This is a genomic window from Immundisolibacter sp. (assembly GCF_014359565.1).
Lineage (GTDB): Bacteria > Pseudomonadota > Gammaproteobacteria > Immundisolibacterales > Immundisolibacteraceae > Immundisolibacter.
The window spans coordinates 623821-641534 of record NZ_JACIZD010000001.1 but is presented as its reverse complement, the minus strand read 5'-3'; the positions used below and the strand labels follow the sequence as shown (position 1 = coordinate 641534).

The 17714-nt window shown below is 66.7% G+C and carries 19 protein-coding genes; 17 read left to right on the top strand and 2 right to left on the bottom strand.

Going from position 1 to position 17714, the window contains the following annotated elements; translation table 11 throughout:
* The 10 genes from H5U26_RS03095 (at position 1) to H5U26_RS03050 (ending at position 10186) form a co-directional block, all read left to right on the top strand.
* On the top strand, positions 1-231 hold the full coding sequence (locus H5U26_RS03095; RefSeq protein ID WP_290616536.1) for a non-oxidative hydroxyarylic acid decarboxylases subunit D: 231 nt from the start codon (positions 1-3) through the stop codon (positions 229-231).
* A gap of 41 nt (positions 232-272) precedes the next feature.
* Positions 273-1388, top strand: a complete 1116-nt coding sequence (locus tag H5U26_RS03090; protein WP_290616534.1) for a fatty acid desaturase — start codon at positions 273-275, stop codon at positions 1386-1388.
* Positions 1389-1434: 46 nt separating this feature from the next.
* Entirely contained in the window at positions 1435-2751 is a 1317-nt protein-coding gene (locus H5U26_RS03085) for an aromatic ring-hydroxylating dioxygenase subunit alpha (protein ID WP_290616532.1), read from the top strand.
* Positions 2752-2779: 28 nt separating this feature from the next.
* The gene (locus tag H5U26_RS03080; protein WP_290616530.1) at positions 2780-4138 is read left to right on the top strand and encodes an aromatic ring-hydroxylating dioxygenase subunit alpha; all 1359 of its coding nucleotides are present in this window, start codon (positions 2780-2782) and stop codon (positions 4136-4138) included.
* A 62-nt stretch (positions 4139-4200) separates the two neighbouring features.
* Positions 4201-5772: an FAD-binding oxidoreductase gene (locus H5U26_RS03075; RefSeq protein ID WP_290616528.1), complete on the top strand. Its 1572-nt coding sequence runs from the start codon at positions 4201-4203 to the stop codon at positions 5770-5772.
* A gap of 9 nt (positions 5773-5781) precedes the next feature.
* Positions 5782-6351 (top strand): cytochrome c, encoded by a 570-nt coding sequence (locus H5U26_RS03070; RefSeq protein WP_290616526.1) that lies wholly within the window; start codon positions 5782-5784, stop codon positions 6349-6351.
* Between the two features lie 30 nt (positions 6352-6381).
* Positions 6382-7380: a ketopantoate reductase family protein gene (locus tag H5U26_RS03065; protein ID WP_290616524.1), complete on the top strand. Its 999-nt coding sequence runs from the start codon at positions 6382-6384 to the stop codon at positions 7378-7380.
* Positions 7381-7535: 155 nt separating this feature from the next.
* Positions 7536-8387, top strand: a complete 852-nt coding sequence (locus H5U26_RS03060) for a MoxR family ATPase (RefSeq protein ID WP_290616522.1) — start codon at positions 7536-7538, stop codon at positions 8385-8387.
* Between the two features lie 18 nt (positions 8388-8405).
* A complete protein-coding gene (locus H5U26_RS03055; RefSeq protein ID WP_290616520.1) occupies positions 8406-9578 on the top strand; it encodes a VWA domain-containing protein in 1173 nt (390 codons plus the stop codon).
* 23 nt (positions 9579-9601) lie between these two features.
* Positions 9602-10186 (top strand): UbiX family flavin prenyltransferase, encoded by a 585-nt coding sequence (locus H5U26_RS03050; protein WP_290616518.1) that lies wholly within the window; start codon positions 9602-9604, stop codon positions 10184-10186.
* Between the two features lie 6 nt (positions 10187-10192).
* On the opposite strand, the gene H5U26_RS03045 is transcribed toward H5U26_RS03050, so the two are convergent.
* Positions 10193-10993, bottom strand: a complete 801-nt coding sequence (locus H5U26_RS03045; RefSeq protein ID WP_290616516.1) for a 1,6-dihydroxycyclohexa-2,4-diene-1-carboxylate dehydrogenase — start codon at positions 10991-10993, stop codon at positions 10193-10195.
* A gap of 195 nt (positions 10994-11188) precedes the next feature.
* Here H5U26_RS03045 and H5U26_RS03040 point away from each other — a divergent pair, with 195 nt between their 5' ends.
* The 7 genes from H5U26_RS03040 (at position 11189) to H5U26_RS03010 (ending at position 16233) form a co-directional block, all read left to right on the top strand.
* The gene (locus H5U26_RS03040; protein WP_290616514.1) at positions 11189-12106 is read left to right on the top strand and encodes an acetaldehyde dehydrogenase (acetylating); all 918 of its coding nucleotides are present in this window, start codon (positions 11189-11191) and stop codon (positions 12104-12106) included.
* Between the two features lie 15 nt (positions 12107-12121).
* Entirely contained in the window at positions 12122-13171 is a 1050-nt protein-coding gene (dmpG, locus tag H5U26_RS03035) for a 4-hydroxy-2-oxovalerate aldolase (protein WP_290616512.1), read from the top strand.
* Positions 13172-13181: 10 nt separating this feature from the next.
* Positions 13182-13970 carry a 2-oxo-3-hexenedioate decarboxylase gene (dmpH, locus tag H5U26_RS03030; protein WP_290616510.1) on the top strand — a complete coding sequence of 263 codons (789 nt, stop codon included), beginning with the start codon at positions 13182-13184 and terminating at the stop codon, positions 13968-13970.
* A gap of 10 nt (positions 13971-13980) precedes the next feature.
* Complete coding sequence (locus H5U26_RS03025) at positions 13981-14172, top strand: 4-oxalocrotonate tautomerase family protein (protein WP_290616508.1); 192 nt, start codon at positions 13981-13983, stop codon at positions 14170-14172.
* 35 nt (positions 14173-14207) lie between these two features.
* Positions 14208-14756 (top strand): ferritin-like domain-containing protein, encoded by a 549-nt coding sequence (locus H5U26_RS03020; protein WP_290616506.1) that lies wholly within the window; start codon positions 14208-14210, stop codon positions 14754-14756.
* 41 nt (positions 14757-14797) lie between these two features.
* Entirely contained in the window at positions 14798-15619 is an 822-nt protein-coding gene (locus H5U26_RS03015) for an alpha/beta hydrolase (protein ID WP_290616504.1), read from the top strand.
* A 167-nt stretch (positions 15620-15786) separates the two neighbouring features.
* Entirely contained in the window at positions 15787-16233 is a 447-nt protein-coding gene (locus H5U26_RS03010) for an ester cyclase (protein WP_290616502.1), read from the top strand.
* A gap of 1 nt (position 16234) precedes the next feature.
* On the opposite strand, the gene H5U26_RS03005 is transcribed toward H5U26_RS03010, so the two are convergent.
* On the bottom strand, positions 16235-17698 hold the full coding sequence (locus H5U26_RS03005; protein WP_290616500.1) for a protein adenylyltransferase SelO: 1464 nt from the start codon (positions 17696-17698) through the stop codon (positions 16235-16237).
* Between the last annotated feature and the right edge of the window lie 16 nt (positions 17699-17714).

Sequence of the window (17714 nt, the reverse complement as noted above, 5' to 3'; positions counted from 1 at the left end):
ATGGCCCTGAACTGCCCCCGCTGCGGCGGCGACAAGAACCGCGTCGAATACCAGGGCAAGGAAAACGGCCAGGTGATCTGGACCGTGCACTACTGCACCGCCTGCTGCTTTACCTGGCGCGACACGGAACCGGCGCTGTCGATCGATCCGGCCAAGCGCCGCAAGGTGTTCCAGATCGACCCCAGCCACCCGGAACGGTTCGGCGTGGTGATTCCGCCGGTGGCGCGCTGAGGCCGCCGGCCCTGCCGACTGGACATTGACAGGGAACGACGATGACCAGACTCGATTACTTGCGTTACATGTCACCGGCACTGCTGGTGGCCAGCGGCATTCTCGGCCTGTGGCTGGGCGGGCACTGGGTGTGGCTAGGCTTTGCCGCCTTCCTGGTGGTGGCGGTGACCGACCCGCTGCTGGGCAAGGATCACGGCATGCGCCGGGGCGCCCATCCGCTGCTGGCGGACGTGATCCTGTACTTCCAGGTGGTGCCGGTGGCACTGCTGTGGGTGGTGTTCGCCTGGCGCATCGGCACGGCCAACGCGGATCTGGCGCCGCTCGATTACTTCGGCGCCGCGGTGTCGGTGGCCTTCATGACGGCGCTGGGCGGCCTGCCGGCGGCGCACGAGATGTTTCATCGCCACAGTGCCGCGGGCAAGTTCGTCGGCAGCGTGCTGGGCACGATCTTCGCCTCCGGCTACAGCGCGCTGGCGCATGTGCACGTGCATCACATCGAAACCGACACGGCGGACGACACCGAGACGCCGTTTCGCGGCGAGAACGTGTACCGCTTCGTCGTGCGTGCCGCATACCGCCAGCACCGGCGCTCGTGGCAGATCGAGATGACGCGCCTGAAGCGCCTGGGCCTGAGCTTCTGGTCGCCACAGAACCTGATCCTGCGCGGCGTCGGCATGTACCTGCTGCTGCTGGGCGGCTTTTATCTGGCCACCGGCCTCACCGGCATGCTGCTGCTGATGCTGGTGTCGGCCATGGGCCTGTTCATCCTGGAAATCTTCAGCTACATCCAGCACTACGGCCTGCTGCGCGAGCCGGGCACGCCGATCGAGGATCGCCACGCCTGGAACCACCTGACGCCGCTGGGTCGGGCGCTGACCTTCGAGATCGTGACCCACTCGCAGCACCACGTTGACCCGGACCGCCCCTACTGGCGGCTGACGCCCCGCCCCAACGCCCCGCAGATGCCCAGCGCCGTGACCTGCTTCGTGCTGGCGCTCATTCCCCCGCTGTGGGAACGGCTGATCGGCCGCCCGCTGCTGGAACACTGGGACACCCACCACGCCAGCGCCCGCGAACGGGAGCTGGCCATTGCCGCCAACCGCGCCGCCGGCTGGCCGGACTGGATTTCCGACACACCCGTGCCGAGCGCCGCATAGACGGCGCCGGGCGGGTCACCTGCCCCCACCAGGAGGAGAGCAACTCATGAAAATCGAACAGTTCAACATGCTGCTGGATGATCGCATCGGCGAGGGCGTTTTCGCCGTCAACCGCGACGTGTACCTCGATCCGGAGCTATTCGAGCTGGAGATGAAACACATCTTCGAGGGCAGCTGGCTGTACCTGTGCCACGAAAGCCAGATCCCGAACCCGGGCGACTTCTTCGCCACCCACATGGGCCGCCAGCCGGTGGTCATCACGCGCGGCAAGGACGGCCAGGTGCATGGCTTCGTGAACGCCTGCGCGCATCGGGGCGCCACCCTGTGCCGCACCCGCAAGGGCAACCAGCAGTTCCTGACCTGCCCGTATCACGGCTGGGTCTACGACACCGCCGGCAAGAACGTCGACATCAAGGACCACGCCAGCGGCGCCTATCCGCCGGCCTTCGAACAGCAGTCGCATGACCTGAAGGCCATCCCCAAGCTCGACACCTACCGCGGCTTCGTGTTCGGCTCGCTGTCAGCGCAGGTGCCGACGCTCGCCGAGCATCTGGGGGCGGCGATGCCGTTCATCGATCTGATGGCCGAGCAGTCGCCGGACGGTCTCGAGGTACTGCGCGGCAGCTCGACCTATACCTTCAACGCCAACTGGAAGCTGCAGGCCGAAAACGGCGTCGACGGCTACCACGTCACCAGCGTGCACGCCAACTACGTGGCCATGGTCCAGCGGCGCATGGCGATGGCGCGGGAAGACAAGGTCAAGGCCATCGTCGGCGGCGGCGACATCAGCAAGATGACCAGTGGCGCCTACGATCTGGGCGGCGGACACACGCTGCTGTGGGGCGAGGTACCGGGCGCCAAGGACCGGCCGCTGGCGCAACGCCGCGACGAACTCGAGCAGCGCGTCGGCCCGGTCAAGGCGCACTGGATGATCGACTGCAGCCGCAACCTGGGCCTGTTTCCGAACGTGTTCCTGATGGACCAGACCTCGACCCAGATTCGCGTGTTCCGGCCGCTGGCCGTGGACAAGACGGAAGTCACCATCTTCGGCATCGCGCCCCGGGGCGAGAGCGCCCAGGCACGCAACCGGCGCATCCGCCAGTACGAGGACTTCTTCAACGCCACCGGCATGGCCACGCCGGACGACCTGCGCGAGTTCGAAGCCTGCCAGGCCGGCAATCAGGGCCTGGCCGGCACCGAGCAGCACCTGGACCGGGGCCTGGGGCGGCTCATCCAGGGCGCCGATGACGCCGCCCGCAGCATCGGCGCGACGCCCCACACGACCGGCCCGAACTGGTCCGACGAGAACATCTTCCACAGCTTCTACCGGCGCTGGCACCAGCTGCTGACCGGATCGCGCTGAGCCGCCCGCCCCCACCGGAGGTTGCACCATGAACAAGCCCATCGAAGCTCATCCCTTTCTCGATCCGCGCGAACTGGTCGTGGACCAGCCGCAGGACGGCACCTTCCTGGTCAGCCGGCGCCTGTTCAACGAGGCCGAGCTGTTCGAGCTGGAGATGAAGTACATCTTCGAGAACACCTGGATATTCCTGTGCCATGAGGGGCAGGTGCCCAATCCGGGCGATTTCTTCACCACCGAGATGGGCCGCCAGCCGGTGGTCATCACGCGCGGCAAGGATGGCCAAGTGCATGGCTTCGTCAATGCCTGTGCGCATCGTGGCGCCACCCTGTGCCGCACGCGCAAGGGCAACCAGCAGTTCCTGACCTGCCCGTATCACGGCTGGGTATACGACACCGCCGGCAAGAACGTCGACATCAAGGACCACGCCAGCGGCGCCTATCCGCCGGCTTTCGAGCAGCAGTCGCATGACCTGAAGACCATCCCGAAGCTGGCGGTGTATCGCGGCCTGGTGTTCGGCTCCCTGAACCCGGACGTGCCGACGCTGGCCGAGCACCTGGGCGGCGCCGCCAAGGCCATCGATTTCGTCATGGACCAGTCCGAGAGCCCGCTCGAGGTGCTGCGCGGCTGGTCCACCTACACCCACCGCGGCAACTGGAAGCTGCAGCCGGAAAACGGCATCGACGGCTACCACTTCACCGCCGTGCACGCCAACTACGTCGGCATCATGAAGCGCGACGCGCAGCGCCGGGCCGAGAAGGCCGCAGCCGGCGGCGTGCAGCGCAGCTTCGGCGGCGACGACCTGCTCAAGCTCAAAAGCGGCTGGTACGACTTTGGCCACGGCCACACCCTGATGTGGGGTAGCTTCGGCCAGCCGCAGAACCGCCCGGTGTGGGGCCGGCGCGAACAGATCGCCCAGCGCCACGGCGCCGCGCATGCCGAGTGGGTGGTCGGGCGCCTGCGCAATCTGCTGATCTTCCCGAACCTGCTGCTGATGGACCACGCGGCCACGCAGATTCGCGTCATCAAGCCGGTGTCGGTGGACTTCACCAAGGTCGAGAGCTTCGCGCTTGCCGCGCGCGAGGACAGCCCGGAGGTGCGCACCCGGCGCATCCGCCAGTTCGAGGACTTCTACAATGCCACCGGCCTGGCCACACCGGACGACCTGGCCACCTTCGAGGCCTGCCACGACGGTCTGCAGGGCCGCTTGGTGCCCTGGCAGCTGGGCTACGACCGCGGCTTCGCACAGGTGCGCGCCGGCGGTGACGAGGAGTCCGCGGCGGTCGGCATGGACGCCCACATGAGCGGCCCGGATTTCCAGGATGAAGTGCTGCTGCACGGCCAGTATCGCGAGTGGCTGCGCCTGATGGCGCCGGTGCTGGCCGACTGATCCGCCGAATCCCACGAACAACGCAATACCCGTGGCCTTAAGGCCACCGCAAGGAGAAATCGATGCCCGAGTACCTGCCGCACGGCGTAGCGCGCGAGGATTTCCAGGCCGCCCTGGCGGAAATCCGCAAGATCGTGGGCGCGGCCTGGGTCTTCACGGACCCGGAGGGGGATTTGCAGCCCTATCTGGACCACATGTCGGCGGTGCCGCCGGAAACGCGCATGCCATCCGCTGCCATCTCGGCCGCCTCGGTGGCCGAGGTACAGGCCGTGCTGCAGGTGGCCAACCAGTACAAGCTACCGCTGTGGACCTACGGCAACGGCAAGAACTTTGCCTACGGCGGCCCGGCCCCCAAGCAGGCCGGCTATCTGGTGCTGGACCTGAAGCGCATGAACCGCATCCTCGAAGTAAACGAGGAATCCGGCTACTGCCTGGTCGAGCCGGGCGTGTCGTATTTCCAGCTCTACCAGCACCTGCAGGAGAAGGGCTACAAGCTGTGGATCGACTGCGCCGCGCCCGGCTGGGGCGGGGTGATCGGCAACGCGCTCGAACACGGCGCCGGCTACACCCCGTATGCCGACCACTTCCTGTTCTCCTGCGGCATGGAGGTGCTGCTGGCCGACGGCCAGCTGCTGCGCACCGGCATGGGCGCCATGCCCGGCAACACCAGCTGGCAGCTGTTCAAGTACGGCTTTGGGCCTTACGTGGACGGCATGTTCTCGCAGGGCAACTTCGGCATCGTCACCAAGATGGGCTTCTGGCTGATGCCGGTCCCGCCGGCCTACAAGCCGTTCATGGTCACTTACGAGAAAGAGGAAGACATCGGCCCGCTGATGGACATCCTGCGCCCGCTGAAGATGAACATGATCATCCAAAACGGCGCCGTGATCGAGCACATCTCCTACAGCGCCTCGGTGCAGCGCCTGCGCAAGCAGCTGTGGGACAAGCCGGGCATCATCCCCGACGAGCGCTGGCGCGAGGTGGCCAAGGAACTGGACCTTGGCATGTGGAACCTGTACGGCGCCCTGTACGGCCTGCCCGAGAACGTCGAGATGACCTGGCAGATGGTGCAGCACGCCCTGACCAGCATTCCCGGTGCCAAGGTCTATTTGCAAGGCGACCGGCCGGCCGATGACGCCGGCTGGAACTACCGCGAGAAGCTGATGCGCGGCGAGCCGAACATGACCGAGTTCAACCTGGTCAACTGGGCCGGCGGCGGGCACCTGAACTTCACTCCGATGGCGGCCATGACCGGCAAGAACGCCTGGGAGATGTTCAACACCTTCAAGGAACTGCTCAACCGCCACGGCTTCGACATGATCTGCGAAGAAGTGGCCATGTTCCGCACCATGATCACGCTGGTCATGATCATGTTCGACCCGCGCGACGAGGACGCCCGCCAGCGTGCCGATGCCTGCTCGCGCGAGCTGGTGGCCATCGCCAAGAAGCACGGCTACGGCGAGCTGAAGGCCAACCTCACCTACATGGACATCATCGCCGACATGTACGACGGCCAGGGCGGCGCCCTGCGCAAGGTGAACCAGGTCATCAAGGACGCCCTGGATCCGAACGGCATCCTGTCGCCGGGCAAGTCCGGCATCTGGCCGTCCAACTGGACCGGCCCCCGTACCTGAGGCGCAGCTATGACCGTTCAAAAAAACACCCTGCGCCTTGTCGCCGCCGTGTTGCTGGGCCTGGCCGGCAGCCTGCCATTCGCACATGGCGCAAGCGATGCCCCGGCAGCCGATGCCGCAACTAGCCCGGTCGCCGATGCCACCACGCCGGTCGGCGAGCGCAGCGGCGAGGAGCTGTTCGTGCTGTTCTGCCGCGCCTGCCACGCCCCCGGCCCCGCTCACCCCGGGGCACTGAAGCTGAGCCAGACCAAGGGCGAGGCGCAGTCGGTGATCCTGAACCGCCAGGACCTGCCGGGCGAGTACATCGCCCACGTGGTGCGCAATGGCCTGCTGGGCATGCCGCCGCTGCGCCCGACCGACGTCACAGACGAGGAACTCACGCGCCTGGTCGAGTACATCCGCAGCACGCCGGCCGACCAGGTTCCGCCGGAACACCCTGGCGGTGCCTATGCGCACGCGCCGACGCTGGAGCAGATATGGCTGTTCGGCATCCGCCCGAAGCTGTTCACGCTCATCCTGCCGGCCATCGCCGTGCTGGTACTGCTGGTGGTTCTGCTGCGCCGGCGGCGCAAGGCCTGATTTTTCCCCCTTCGAACCTAAGGAAGAACCATGCGTTTTGTCATTCTGGGTGCCGGCGGTCTGGGTTCCGTCATCGGCGGTTACCTCGCCAAGGCCGGCGAGGACGTCACCCTCATCTGCCGCCCGGCCCATGCCGAGGCGATCAACAGCAAGGGCCTGAAGATCAGCGGCGTGCGCGGCGAGCATCTGGTGCGCGAGAACCTCAGCGCCGTCACCAGCCCCGACGAGGCGGCGGGTGAATTCGACCACCTGATCATCCTGGTCAAGGGCAAGGACACCGAAACCGCGCTGGCCCAGGCCGAGGGCCTGAAAGCCCGCTGCAAGAACGTGTTCTCGCTGCAGAACGGCATCGGCAAGGAAGAGCGCCTGCGCCAGTGGGCCGGTCGCGACAAGGTGGTCGGCGCCTCCACCATCGAGGGCGGCACGCTGCACGAGCCGGGCGTGGTCAGCAACCCGCTCACGACGCCCATCACGGCCTGGTTCGGCGAGCTCGACGGCGGCACCAGCGCCCGTACCGATGCGCTGGCCGAGGCCTTCACCCGCGCCGGCCTGGTGGCCAAATCGGTCCCCAACATCATGCAGGTGCTGTGGGAAAAACTGGTGCAGATCGGCACCGCGTCCGGCTGGTCGGTGTCCACGCTCGGCCTGCGCCTGTACTTCCAGGACGGCCTGCTGATCCGCCAGGGCGCCGAACACTACGTGGCCCTGGCCAAGGACATGCTGCGCGTGTACGGCGCCATGGGCTACACGCCACAGAATTTCTACGCGCCCATGTCGCAGTTCAAGGAACTGAACGAGCTCGACTTCGAGGGCGGCGTGGCGCTGATGATGAAGCTTGGCGAGCGCCTCAAGCAGCAGGGCATGCGCGGGCGCACCTCCATGCACGAGGACGTCATCCGCGGCAAGAAAACCGAGGTCGACTTCCTGCTCAAGCCCTTCCTGGACAAGGCGGCCGAGCTTGGCCTGCAGGTGCCGGTGCTCGAGACGGTCTACCGCGTCATCAAGACGCAGGATGCGTATCTGGAGTAGGCGTCTTCAGGCCGGGCCGACTCGGCTGCTCAGGGGTCGGCCGCACCGCGTAGCCTAGGCCGCGGCAACTGGCGGGCTTTGAACGTGCGCCAGGACGGGTCATCATTGGCCTGCACGACCATCCGCTTGCGCCACGCCCAGTCTGAGACCGCGCCATGACCGACCGCTTCACCGGCACCGACCGCTACGTCGCCACCGACGACCTGACGCTGGCGGTCAACGCCGCCATCACGCTGGAAAGGCCCCTGCTGATCAAGGGCGAGCCGGGTACCGGCAAGTCCATGCTGGCGGTGGAAGTGGCCCGCGCGCTGGGCAAGCCGCTGATCGAGTGGCACATCAAGTCGACCACCAAGGCGCAGCAGGGTCTGTACGAGTACGACGCGGTGGCGCGCTTGCGTGACTCGCAGCTGGGCGACGCCCGCGTGCACGACATCGGCAACTACATCGTCAAGGGCAAGCTGTGGCAGGCCTTCGAGGCCGACGACACACCGGTGCTGCTGATCGACGAGGTCGACAAGGCCGACATCGAGTTCCCGAACGACCTGCTGCTGGAGCTCGACCGCATGGAGTTCCACGTCTACGAGACGCAGCAGACGGTGCGCGCCCAGCGGCGGCCGATCGTCATCATCACCTCCAACAACGAAAAGGACCTGCCGGACGCCTTCCTGCGGCGCTGCTTTTTCCATTACATCCGCTTTCCGGATGCAGACACGATGGGCCGCATCGTCGAGACGCATTTCCCGGGTCTCAAGCGCGAGCTGCTGGCGGCGGCGCTGGGCACCTTCTTCGAGCTGCGCGACACGCCGGGCCTGAGCAAGCGACCGTCGACCTCCGAGCTGCTGGACTGGATCAAGCTGCTGCTGGCCGAGGACATCCCGGCCGAGACGCTGCGCAGCGCGGACATCAAGACCAGCCTGCCGCCGCTGTACGGCGCGCTTTTGAAGAACGAGCAGGACCTGCACCTGTTCGAGAAGCTGGTGTTCCTGCACCGGCGCGAGGGGCGCTGAGGCAGGGCACCTCGCGCCGTGTTCACCTCGTTCCTGGAGCAGCTGCGCGCCACCGGCATTCCGGTCAGCGTGCGCGAGTACCTGACGTTTCTGGAGGCGCTCGGGCGCGACGTGCCACCGCGCAGTGCCGAGGGGCTTTATCACCTCGCCCGCTGCGCGCTGGTCAAGGACGAGAGGTTCTACGACCGCTTCGACACCGTGTTCGCGGCCTATTTTCGCGGCGCCGAAATCGCCTTCGAGCAGCTGGGCGGTGCCATCCCCGAGGACTGGCTGCGCAAGGAAATCGAAAAGCTGCTCACCGACGAGGAAAAGGCCAGACTGCAGTCGCTCGGCAGCCTTGAGGCGCTACTGGAAACCCTGCGCCAGCGCCTCGCCGAGCAGAAAGGCCGCCACCAGGGCGGCAGCAAGTGGATCGGCACCGGTGGCAGCTCGCCGTTCGGCCACGGCGGCTACCACCCCGAGGGCGTGCGCATCGGTGGCGAAGGCGGCCAGCGGCGCGCCGCCAAGGTGTGGGAGCAGCGGCAGTTCCGGGATCTCGACGATCAGGTTGAACTGGGCACGCGCAACATCAAGGTGGCGCTCAAGGGCCTGCGCCGGCTGGCGCGCGAGGGGCTGGCCGAAGAACTGGACCTCGACGGCACCATTCGCGGCACCGCCCGGCGCGGCTATCTGGACCTGCACCTGCGACCCGAGCTGCGCAACCGGGTCAAGGTGCTGCTGTTCCTGGACGTGGGCGGCTCCATGGACCCGCACGTGCGGCTGTGCGAGCGCTTGTTCTCGGCCGCGCGGGCGGAATTCAAACACCTCGAATATTTCTACTTCCACAACTGCGTCTACGAGCGCCTGTGGCGCAGCAACGCGCGCCGCCACGCCGAGCGGTTCTCTACCTGGGAGGTGCTGCGCAAGTACGGCCGCGACTGGAAAGTGATCTTCGTCGGCGATGCGTCCATGGCGCCCTACGAGATCACCCACGTCGGCGGCAGCGTGGAACATCGCAACGAGGAGGCCGGCGCCACCTGGCTGCGCCGGCTGGTCGAGGCCTATCCATCGACCGCATGGCTGAATCCCGAACGGCCCGCCGACTGGGGCTATATTCCGTCCATCGGCCTGGTGCGCGAGCTGCTGCAAGACCGCATGTACCCGCTCACCGTCGAGGGGCTGGAGCGGGCCGTCCAGGCATTGCGCCGATAGCCAGCCGGCAAGCGAGGGGAAGCATGAAAAAACGTCTGATCGTCGGCGTCACCGGCGCCACCGGCGCCATTTACGCCTACGAGCTGCTGCGCCAGCTGCGCGCCCTGGGCGAAATCGAAACGCACCTGGTGATGTCGTCGGCCGCCGTGCTGACGGCCCGCCAGGAACTGCGCCGCGAGCGGCCGGACTTCGAGGCCGTCGCCGACGTGGTGCACAACGTCAAGGACATCGGCGCCAGCATCGCCTCCGGATCGTTCATCACCGAGGGCATGGTCATCGTGCCGTGCTCGATGAAGACGCTGGCCTCGGTGGCAAACGGCTATTCCGACAACCTGATCGCGCGCGCCGCCGACGTCATCCTCAAGCAGCGCCGCCGGCTGGTGCTGGTCACCCGCGAGACGCCGCTGAACCTGGCGCACATCCGCAACATGGAGGCGGTGACGCTGATGGGCGGCATCATCTTCCCGCCGGTGCCAGCCTTCTACGCCGAACTGAAGTCGCTCGACGACCTGGTGACGCACACCGTCGGGCGCCTGCTGGACCTGTTCGACATCCGCCACGACCTGGTCAACCGCTGGCGCGGCCTGGGCGAGGCGCTCAAGGACTGATGCGCTTCAGATCGGCGTGCCGCCGCTGACCGGCAGCACGTAGCCGGTCAGGTACGAGGCCTCGGGCGCGGCCAGGAAGCAGATCGCCGCCGCCTGTTCCTCGGGCGTGGCAAAGCGCTTGATGAAGGTGTCCTGCAGGGTTTGGTCGAGCACGCCCTTCATCCACTGTTGGTCACGTTCGGTGGGCGGCGCCGGGGTGCGCGGAATCGCCCGCTGGCCGACGTCCGTGCCGCCAGGGGCAATGCAGTTCACGCGCACGCCAAACTCGGCCAGCTCGTAGGCCAGGGACACCGTGATGGCGTGGATGCCGCCCTTGCAGGCGGTGTACGGCACCCGATAAATGCCGCGCGTGGCCGTGGAGCCGACGTTCACGATGGCGCCCGAGCGCCGCTCGACCAGATGCGGAATCACCGCGCGGCAGGTCCACAGCGTCGGCCACAGCGAGCGCTGGACCTCCTTTTCGATTTCCTCGGGCGCGTACTCCCAGTACGGGCGCGCCCAGATGGTGCCGCCGACGTTGTTGACCAGCACGTCGATGTGCCCATAGGCGGCCAACGCGCCCGCGGCGAGCTGCTGCGCGCCGGCCCAGGTTTCCAGATCCGCCAGCACCACCTCGGCCTGCCCGCCGGCGGCGCGGATTTCGTCCCGCACCGCATCGGCCTGCGGCGCGGCGCGGTCGGCCACGATCACCCGCGCGCCTTCGGCGGCCAGGCGCAGCGCGGTGGCGCGGCCGATACCCTGCGCAGCGCCGGTGACGACGGCAATCTGAGCCTCGAATCGGCGGCAGTGGTAGGGGTTGTCGGTCATGCGTGGCTCCAGTGGCAGACAGCGGCAGGCTGTGGGCCAAACAGTATGCTGCGAGCCTCGGATCGCGCAAAGTGCATACCTTGTGGCCCACGCCAGCGGCCAAGTACCATTGCAGGTCCGGACCGTGCCTTCCGGGCCGCTCGCCGCCGGGCGACGGCATTCCGGCCGCTTCCTGGCCTGCCGAGGAAATTCGTCATGAAAATCAACTGCGCCCTGATCGGGTCGGGCAACATCGGCACCGACCTCATGTTCAAGCTAAAGCGCAGCCCGGTGCTCAATCCGGTCTGGATGGTCGGCATCGACCCCGACTCCGACGGCCTGCGCAAGGCGCGCGAGGCCGGCATGAAGACCACCCACGAGGGCGTCGACGGCCTGCTGCCGCACCTGGCCGAGGACAACATCCAGATTGCGTTCGACGCCACCTCGGCCTACGTGCACAAGGAAAACTCGGACAAGCTGACCTCGCGCGGCGTGGTGATGATCGACCTGACGCCGGCCGCCATCGGCCCGTTCTGCGTGCCGCCGGTGAACATCAAGGATCATCTGGGCAAGCGCGAGATGAACGTGAACATGGTCACCTGCGGCGGCCAGGCCACCATCCCGATGGTCTATGCGGTCAGCCGCGTGCAGCCGGTGGTGTATGGCGAGATCGTCGCCACGGTGGCGTCCAAGTCGGCCGGCCCCGGCACGCGCAAGAACATCGACGAGTTCACCCGCACCACGTCCAAGGCCATCGAGGTGGTTGGCGGCGCGCGCAAGGGCAAGGCCATCATCATCCTGAACCCGGCCGAGCCGCCGCTGATCATGCGCGACACCATCCACTGCCTGACCGAGACCGTGCCCGACCAGGACGCCATCCGCGCCTCGGTCACGGACATGATCGAGCAAGTGCAGAAGTACGTGCCCGGCTACCGCCTGCTGCACGACATCGTCTTTGATGGCAACCGGGTGTCGATCTTCATCGAGGTCGAGGGCCTCGGCGACTACCTGCCCAAGTACGCCGGCAACCTGGACATCATGACCGCCGCCGGCACCCGCACGGCCGAGATGATCGCCGAAGAGATCATCGCCGGCAGCTTCAATCCGGCGCAGTACAAGACCGCCGCCGCCTGACCCGAGGACATCGCCATGGCCCTGAAAGACTTGAAAGGCCGCAAGGTCACCCTGCACGACATGTGCCTGCGCGACGGCATGCACGCCAAGCGCCAGCAGATCACGCTGGAACAGATGACCGCCATCGCCTCGGCGCTGGACGAGGCCGGTGTGCCGATGATCGAGGTCACCCACGGCGACGGCCTGGATGGCACCTCCATCAACTACGGTTTCGGCCTGCACACGGACGAGGAATACCTGAAGGCGACCGTGCCGCACCTGAAGCAGGCCAAGGTGTCCTGCCTGCTGGTGCCGGGCATCGGCACCGTGGACGGCCTGCGCATGGCGGCCGATCTTGGCGTGTCCTGCATCCGCGTGGCCACGCACTGCACCGAGGCTGATTGCGGCGAGCAACACATCGGTCTGGCCCGCAAGCTGAACCTGGACGCGGTCGGTTTTTTGATGATGGCGCACATGGTCAGCCCGGAAAAAATCCTGGAGCAGGCCAAGCTGTTCGAGTCCTACGGCGCCACCTGCATCTACGTGACCGACTCGGCCGGCTACATGCTGCCGGACGACGTCACGGCCAAGGTCGGCCTGCTGCGCGCCAACCTGGCGCCGAACGTCGAACTGGGCTTTCACGCCCACAACAACCTGTCGATGTCGGTTGCCAACTCGCTGGCGGCCATCGATGCCGGCGCCAACCGCATCGATGGCTCGGCGGCGGGCCTGGGCGCCGGCGCCGGCAACACGCCGCTGGAAACCCTGGTGGCGGTGTGCGATCGCCTGGGCATCGAAACCGGCGTGAACCTGTACAAGATCATGGACGTGGCCGAGGACGTGGTGCGCCCGATCATGGACCAGCCGGTGCGCGTGGACCGGGATTCGCTGTCACTGGGCTTTGCCGGCACCTACTCCACCTTCCTGCTGCATGCCAAGCGCTTCTCGGACCGTTACGGCATCCCGGTGCGCGACCTGCTGGTCGAATGCGGTCGTCGCAAGACCGTCGCCGGCCAGGAAGACATGATCGAATCGATCGCGCTCGAAATGCTGGCCGAACGCGGCAAGCAAGCCGCCCACGCCTGAGGACCCGCGCATGGCACTTGATTCCGCGACCATCGCCAAGCTGGCCGAGCACCTGGAGACGGCTGAACTCGAAGCCTACGACGTCACCAAGATCACCGACGACCACCCGGACATGACCATCGCCGAGGCCTATCAGGTGATGGAGGCGATCCGCGATCGCAAGCTCGCCCGCGGCATCCGCCAGGTCGGCTACAAGATGGGCCTGACCTCGCGCGCCAAGATGGTCCAGATGGGTGTCGACAAGCCCGGCTACGGTCTGCTGTACGACTACTTCGCGATCGAGGACGGCGGCACGATCGACACCAAGAAGCTGATCCACCCCAAGGTGGAGGCGGAGATCGCCTTCGTCACCAAGGCGCCGCTCAAGGGCCCGGGCGTGCATATCGGCAACGTGCTGGCGGCCACCGATTTCGTGCTGCCGGCATTGGAAGTCATCGACTCGCGCTACCGCGATTTCAAGTTCGACATGGTCAGCGTGATCGCCGACAACAGCTCCTCGTGCCGCTTCGTGACCGGCGGGCGCAGCCGGGACGTGTCCGAGGTGGACCTGAAAACGCTCGGCCTGGTGATGGAAAAGAACGGCCAGCCGGTGGGTCTGTCCTGCGGCGCGGCAGTGCTGGGCCACCCGGCCGCCAGCGTGGCCATGCTGGCCAACATGCTCGGCGCCAAGGGTCAGGAACTGCCAGCCGGCAGCTTCATCATGACCGGCGGCGTCACCGCTGCCATCGCGGTCGAGGCCGGCGACAACATCACCGTGCACTACCAGGACCTGGGGTCCATCTCGGTCAATTTCGCTTAAGGAGACCGCCATGCCATTCCTGCAAGTCAGCATCCTCGAAGGCCGCACCGAGGAACAGAAACTGGGCCTGATCCGCGAGCTGACCGAAACCGTCTGCCGCGTGCTCGGCGCCAAGCCGGAAGCGGTGCGGGTACTCATCAACGACGTGCCCAAGACCAACTGGGGCATCGCCGGCCAATCGGCCAAGGAACTGGGACGCTGAGCCCCAAGCCGCCCCCGCCACACCGGAGACATCCCATGGCCAAGAAGAAAGCCGACAAGCCGTTTCTCACCGACATCAAGGAACTGCGCAAGCGGGCCCGCGAGCACATCGAGCGCGGCGCCGTCACCGCCGGCTACCGGGCCGATCTGGACACCGTCATCCGGCTTTTGAACGAGGCGCTGGCCACCGAGATCGTCTGCGTGCTGCGCTACAAGCGCCATTACTTCATGGCCACCGGCATCAACGCCCAAGGCGTGGCGCAGGAATTCCTGACCCACGCCAACGAGGAGCAGGCGCACGCCGACCAGATCGCGCAGCGCATCGTCCAGCTCGGCGGTGAGCCGAACCTGTCGCCGGAGGGCATGCTCACGCGCAGCCATGCCGAGTACGTAGAGGGCCGGACGCTGGCTGACATGATCCGCGAGGATCTGGTGGCCGAGCGTATCGCCATCGACAGCTACCGCGAGATGATCGCCTACCTCGGCACCGACGATTCCACTACCCGGCGCATGCTGGAAGGCATCCTGGCGATGGAAGAGGAGCACGCCGACGACCTGGTCAGCCTGCTCGAAGAGCTGGGCTAGGTTGTCGGCCTCCCCCACTGCTTCAACCCCGCGAGAAAACCATGAGCAATCCTGAAATCGGCAAGTGGATCAACGCCGGCGGCATCAACACCAATTACCACGACGTTGGCGAGGGCTACCCGACGGTGCTGATCCACGGCTCCGGGCCGGGCGTGAGCGCCTTCTCCAACTGGCGCCTGGCATTTCCGGTGCTGTCGCAGAAAGTGCGCGTGCTGGCGCCGGACATGCTGGGCTTCGGTTACACCGAGCGCCCCGCCGGCGTGCAATACACGCTGGATACATGGGTCAAGCACCTGGTCGATTTCATCGACGCGCTGGGGCTGGACAAGGTCAACCTGGTCGGCAATTCCTACGGCGGTGCGTTGGCGCTGGCCACCGCCATCCGCCACGCCGGGCGGGTGAACCGCATGGTGTTGATGGGCGCGGCGGGCGTGAAATTTCCGCTCACCGAGGGTCTGGACTACGCCTGGGGCTACACGCCCTCGCTCGAGAACATGCGCAAGATGCTCGACCTGTTCGCCTACGACCGCAATCTGGTCAGCGACGAGCTAGCGCGCCTGCGCTACGAGGCCAGCCTGCGCGAGGGCGTGCAGGAAGCTTACGCCAGCATGTTCCCGGCGCCGCGCCAGCGCTGGATCGACGCCCTGGCCAGCCCGGAGGAGGACATCGCCAGGATTCAATCCCCGGCGCTGATCATCCACGGCCGCGAGGACCGCATCCTGCCGTTCAGCAACTCGGTGCGCCTGTTCGAGCTGCTGCCCAACAGCCAGCTGCATATGTTCGGCAAGTGCGGCCACTGGACGCAGATCGAGCACAGCGCCCGCTTCAACAAGCTGGTGCTGGATTTCTTCGGCGAAGCCTGAAACGCCGACTGCGTGCGTAAAAGCCGCTTGCCGGTGTTTCCGGCAAGCGGCTTTTTTGTGCCCGGCCGCCGGCTGGTAGCGTGCGACCTGGCCGTCGCAGCAGCGCGTTATGATCGTCCCCGAGCGGCCACGACCGGCGCGGATTCACCACAACAGGAGGAGTAACCATGTCGGACCAGCACCAAGCCGAACGGAACAAGCAGTTCGTGCGCAAATTTTTCGCGGCCATGGATGCCAAGCGCTTCGACGAAATGGAGGCGCTGCTGCACCCCGAGCACCTGTTTCACCTGCCGATGGCGCGCGAGCCGCTGAACGTGAAGACGCACATGGAAGTGAACAAGCACATCCAGAAGTCGCTGCCGATCGTCAAGCGCGTGTTCGAGGACCAGATCGCCGAGGGCGACAAGGTGGTCAGCCGCGGCCGTCTGAGCTTTCAGCACATCGGCGAGTTCAACGGCGCGGCGCCCACGAACAAGGTCATCGAGGTCAGCTTCATCCACATCATGCGCATCAAGGACGGCCTGAACGCCGAGGAATGGGACGAGGTCAACTTCCTGCCGTTGATGAAGGCGCTGGGCGCCGTACCGCCGGACGCCGGCATCAACTGGCACTGAGTCAGGACGAGCAGGACAACTCGATCGCGCCGCCGTCATCCGACGGCGGCGCGGCGTACTCGTCCATTTCCGGACACGGTGTGAACGGCCGCGCCAGCAGGCGGCGCAGGGGCTCGATTTCGCTGTAATCACGATGATCGGCCGCCCGACGGATGGCGCGCTCCGCCAGATGCGTACGCAGCACGTAGAGCGGATTGATGGCGTCCATGCGCGCCTGGCGGGCCTCGCCCGGGTCGCTTTCCCCGGCCAGCCGGCCGGCGTAATCGTCCAGCCACGCGGCGAGTGCTGCCGGCGCCCGCGACAGGGCCAGCAGCGGCGCACGAGTCGCCGCGTCGTCCGGCCGAAACGCGCCCAGGCCGCGCATGAAAGCCGGGTAATCGACTCGCCCGGCCTGCAGCGCCTGCAGCAGGCGATCGACCAGATCGGCATCCTGCGCGCGGGCTTCCCGAAGCCCGAGCTTGCGGCGCATGAGTTCGCCGTACGCGCCGACGAACAGCGGCTCGAAGGTAGCCAGCGCCGCCTCACGCGCGTCGGCGGGGATCAGCGTGGACAGGGCCTCGGCCAGCGCGTGCAGGTTCCACAGTGCCACCTGGCCTTGGTTGGCATAGGCGTAGCGGCCGCGCTGGTCGGTGTGGTTGAACACCCGCGCAGCCTCGAAGTGGTCCAGAAACCCGTACGGCCCATAGTCCAGCGTCAATCCCAGAATGGACATGTTGTCGGTGTTCATGACGCCGTGCACGAAGCCCTGCGCCTGCCAGGCGGCGACCAGTCGGGCGGTGCGTTCGATCACCTCGCGCAGCAGGCGGTCATGGCGATCAGGCAGGCCACCGAGCGCCGGAAACTGCGTGTCGATCACGAAATCGGCCAGCTGCGCCACGCGCTGGGCCTCGCCCCGGTAGTGAAAGAATTCGAACGAGCCGAAGCGCACGTGGCTGGGCGCCAGGCGCGCCAGAACGGCGGCGGTCTCGATCTGCTCGCGGTAAACGGGCTGGTCGCTGCCGACGATGGCCAGCGCGCGGGTGGTTGGAATGCCCAGGCCGTGCATGGCCTCGCTGGCCAGGTACTCGCGGATGGTGGAACGCAGCACGGCACGCCCATCCGCGCCACGCGAGAACGGCGTGGGTCCGGCACCCTTGAGCTGCAGTTCGTGGCGGGCGCCGTCGACATCGATGAGATCACCCAGCAGCAGCGCCCGGCCGTCGCCCAGCTGCGGCACGTAGACGCCGAACTGGTGACCGGCGTACGCCGCGGCCAGTGGCTGCACGTGCGCCGGCACGTGGTTGCCGCACAGCGTATTAATGTCTCGTGGCCCCAGACCACCAGACAGGCCGAGCTGTCCGCCCAGGTCCAGGTTGAAGGCGATCAGGTAGGGCTGCGGCAGCAAGGTCGGCGCCTGCGGCGCGTAGAAGTCGGCGGGCAGGCGGGCGTAGGCGCAAACAAGAAGGCGCTGTTCGATTCCGCTCATGATGGACACGCAGACC

Bases quoted from the DNA above. Each gene is read 5' to 3' on its own strand.
- H5U26_RS03015 (WP_290616504.1), top strand. From the start codon at position 14,798: ATGAGCAATCCTGAAATCGGCAAGTGGATCAACGCCGGCGGCATCAAC.
- H5U26_RS03075 (WP_290616528.1), top strand. From the start codon at position 4,201: ATGCCCGAGTACCTGCCGCACGGCGTAGCGCGCGAGGATTTCCAGGCC.
- H5U26_RS03065 (WP_290616524.1), top strand. From the start codon at position 6,382: ATGCGTTTTGTCATTCTGGGTGCCGGCGGTCTGGGTTCCGTCATCGGC.
- dmpH (WP_290616510.1), top strand. From the start codon at position 13,182: ATGGCACTTGATTCCGCGACCATCGCCAAGCTGGCCGAGCACCTGGAG.
- H5U26_RS03045 (WP_290616516.1), bottom strand. From the start codon at position 10,993: ATGACCGACAACCCCTACCACTGCCGCCGATTCGAGGCTCAGATTGCC.
- H5U26_RS03050 (WP_290616518.1), top strand. From the start codon at position 9,602: ATGAAAAAACGTCTGATCGTCGGCGTCACCGGCGCCACCGGCGCCATT.
- H5U26_RS03005 (WP_290616500.1), bottom strand. From the start codon at position 17,698: ATGAGCGGAATCGAACAGCGCCTTCTTGTTTGCGCCTACGCCCGCCTG.
- H5U26_RS03025 (WP_290616508.1), top strand. From the start codon at position 13,981: ATGCCATTCCTGCAAGTCAGCATCCTCGAAGGCCGCACCGAGGAACAG.
- H5U26_RS03070 (WP_290616526.1), top strand. From the start codon at position 5,782: ATGACCGTTCAAAAAAACACCCTGCGCCTTGTCGCCGCCGTGTTGCTG.
- H5U26_RS03040 (WP_290616514.1), top strand. From the start codon at position 11,189: ATGAAAATCAACTGCGCCCTGATCGGGTCGGGCAACATCGGCACCGAC.
- H5U26_RS03060 (WP_290616522.1), top strand. From the start codon at position 7,536: ATGACCGACCGCTTCACCGGCACCGACCGCTACGTCGCCACCGACGAC.
- H5U26_RS03085 (WP_290616532.1), top strand. From the start codon at position 1,435: ATGAAAATCGAACAGTTCAACATGCTGCTGGATGATCGCATCGGCGAG.
- H5U26_RS03080 (WP_290616530.1), top strand. From the start codon at position 2,780: ATGAACAAGCCCATCGAAGCTCATCCCTTTCTCGATCCGCGCGAACTG.
- H5U26_RS03010 (WP_290616502.1), top strand. From the start codon at position 15,787: ATGTCGGACCAGCACCAAGCCGAACGGAACAAGCAGTTCGTGCGCAAA.
- H5U26_RS03090 (WP_290616534.1), top strand. From the start codon at position 273: ATGACCAGACTCGATTACTTGCGTTACATGTCACCGGCACTGCTGGTG.
- H5U26_RS03020 (WP_290616506.1), top strand. From the start codon at position 14,208: ATGGCCAAGAAGAAAGCCGACAAGCCGTTTCTCACCGACATCAAGGAA.
- H5U26_RS03095 (WP_290616536.1), top strand. From the start codon at position 1: ATGGCCCTGAACTGCCCCCGCTGCGGCGGCGACAAGAACCGCGTCGAA.
- dmpG (WP_290616512.1), top strand. From the start codon at position 12,122: ATGGCCCTGAAAGACTTGAAAGGCCGCAAGGTCACCCTGCACGACATG.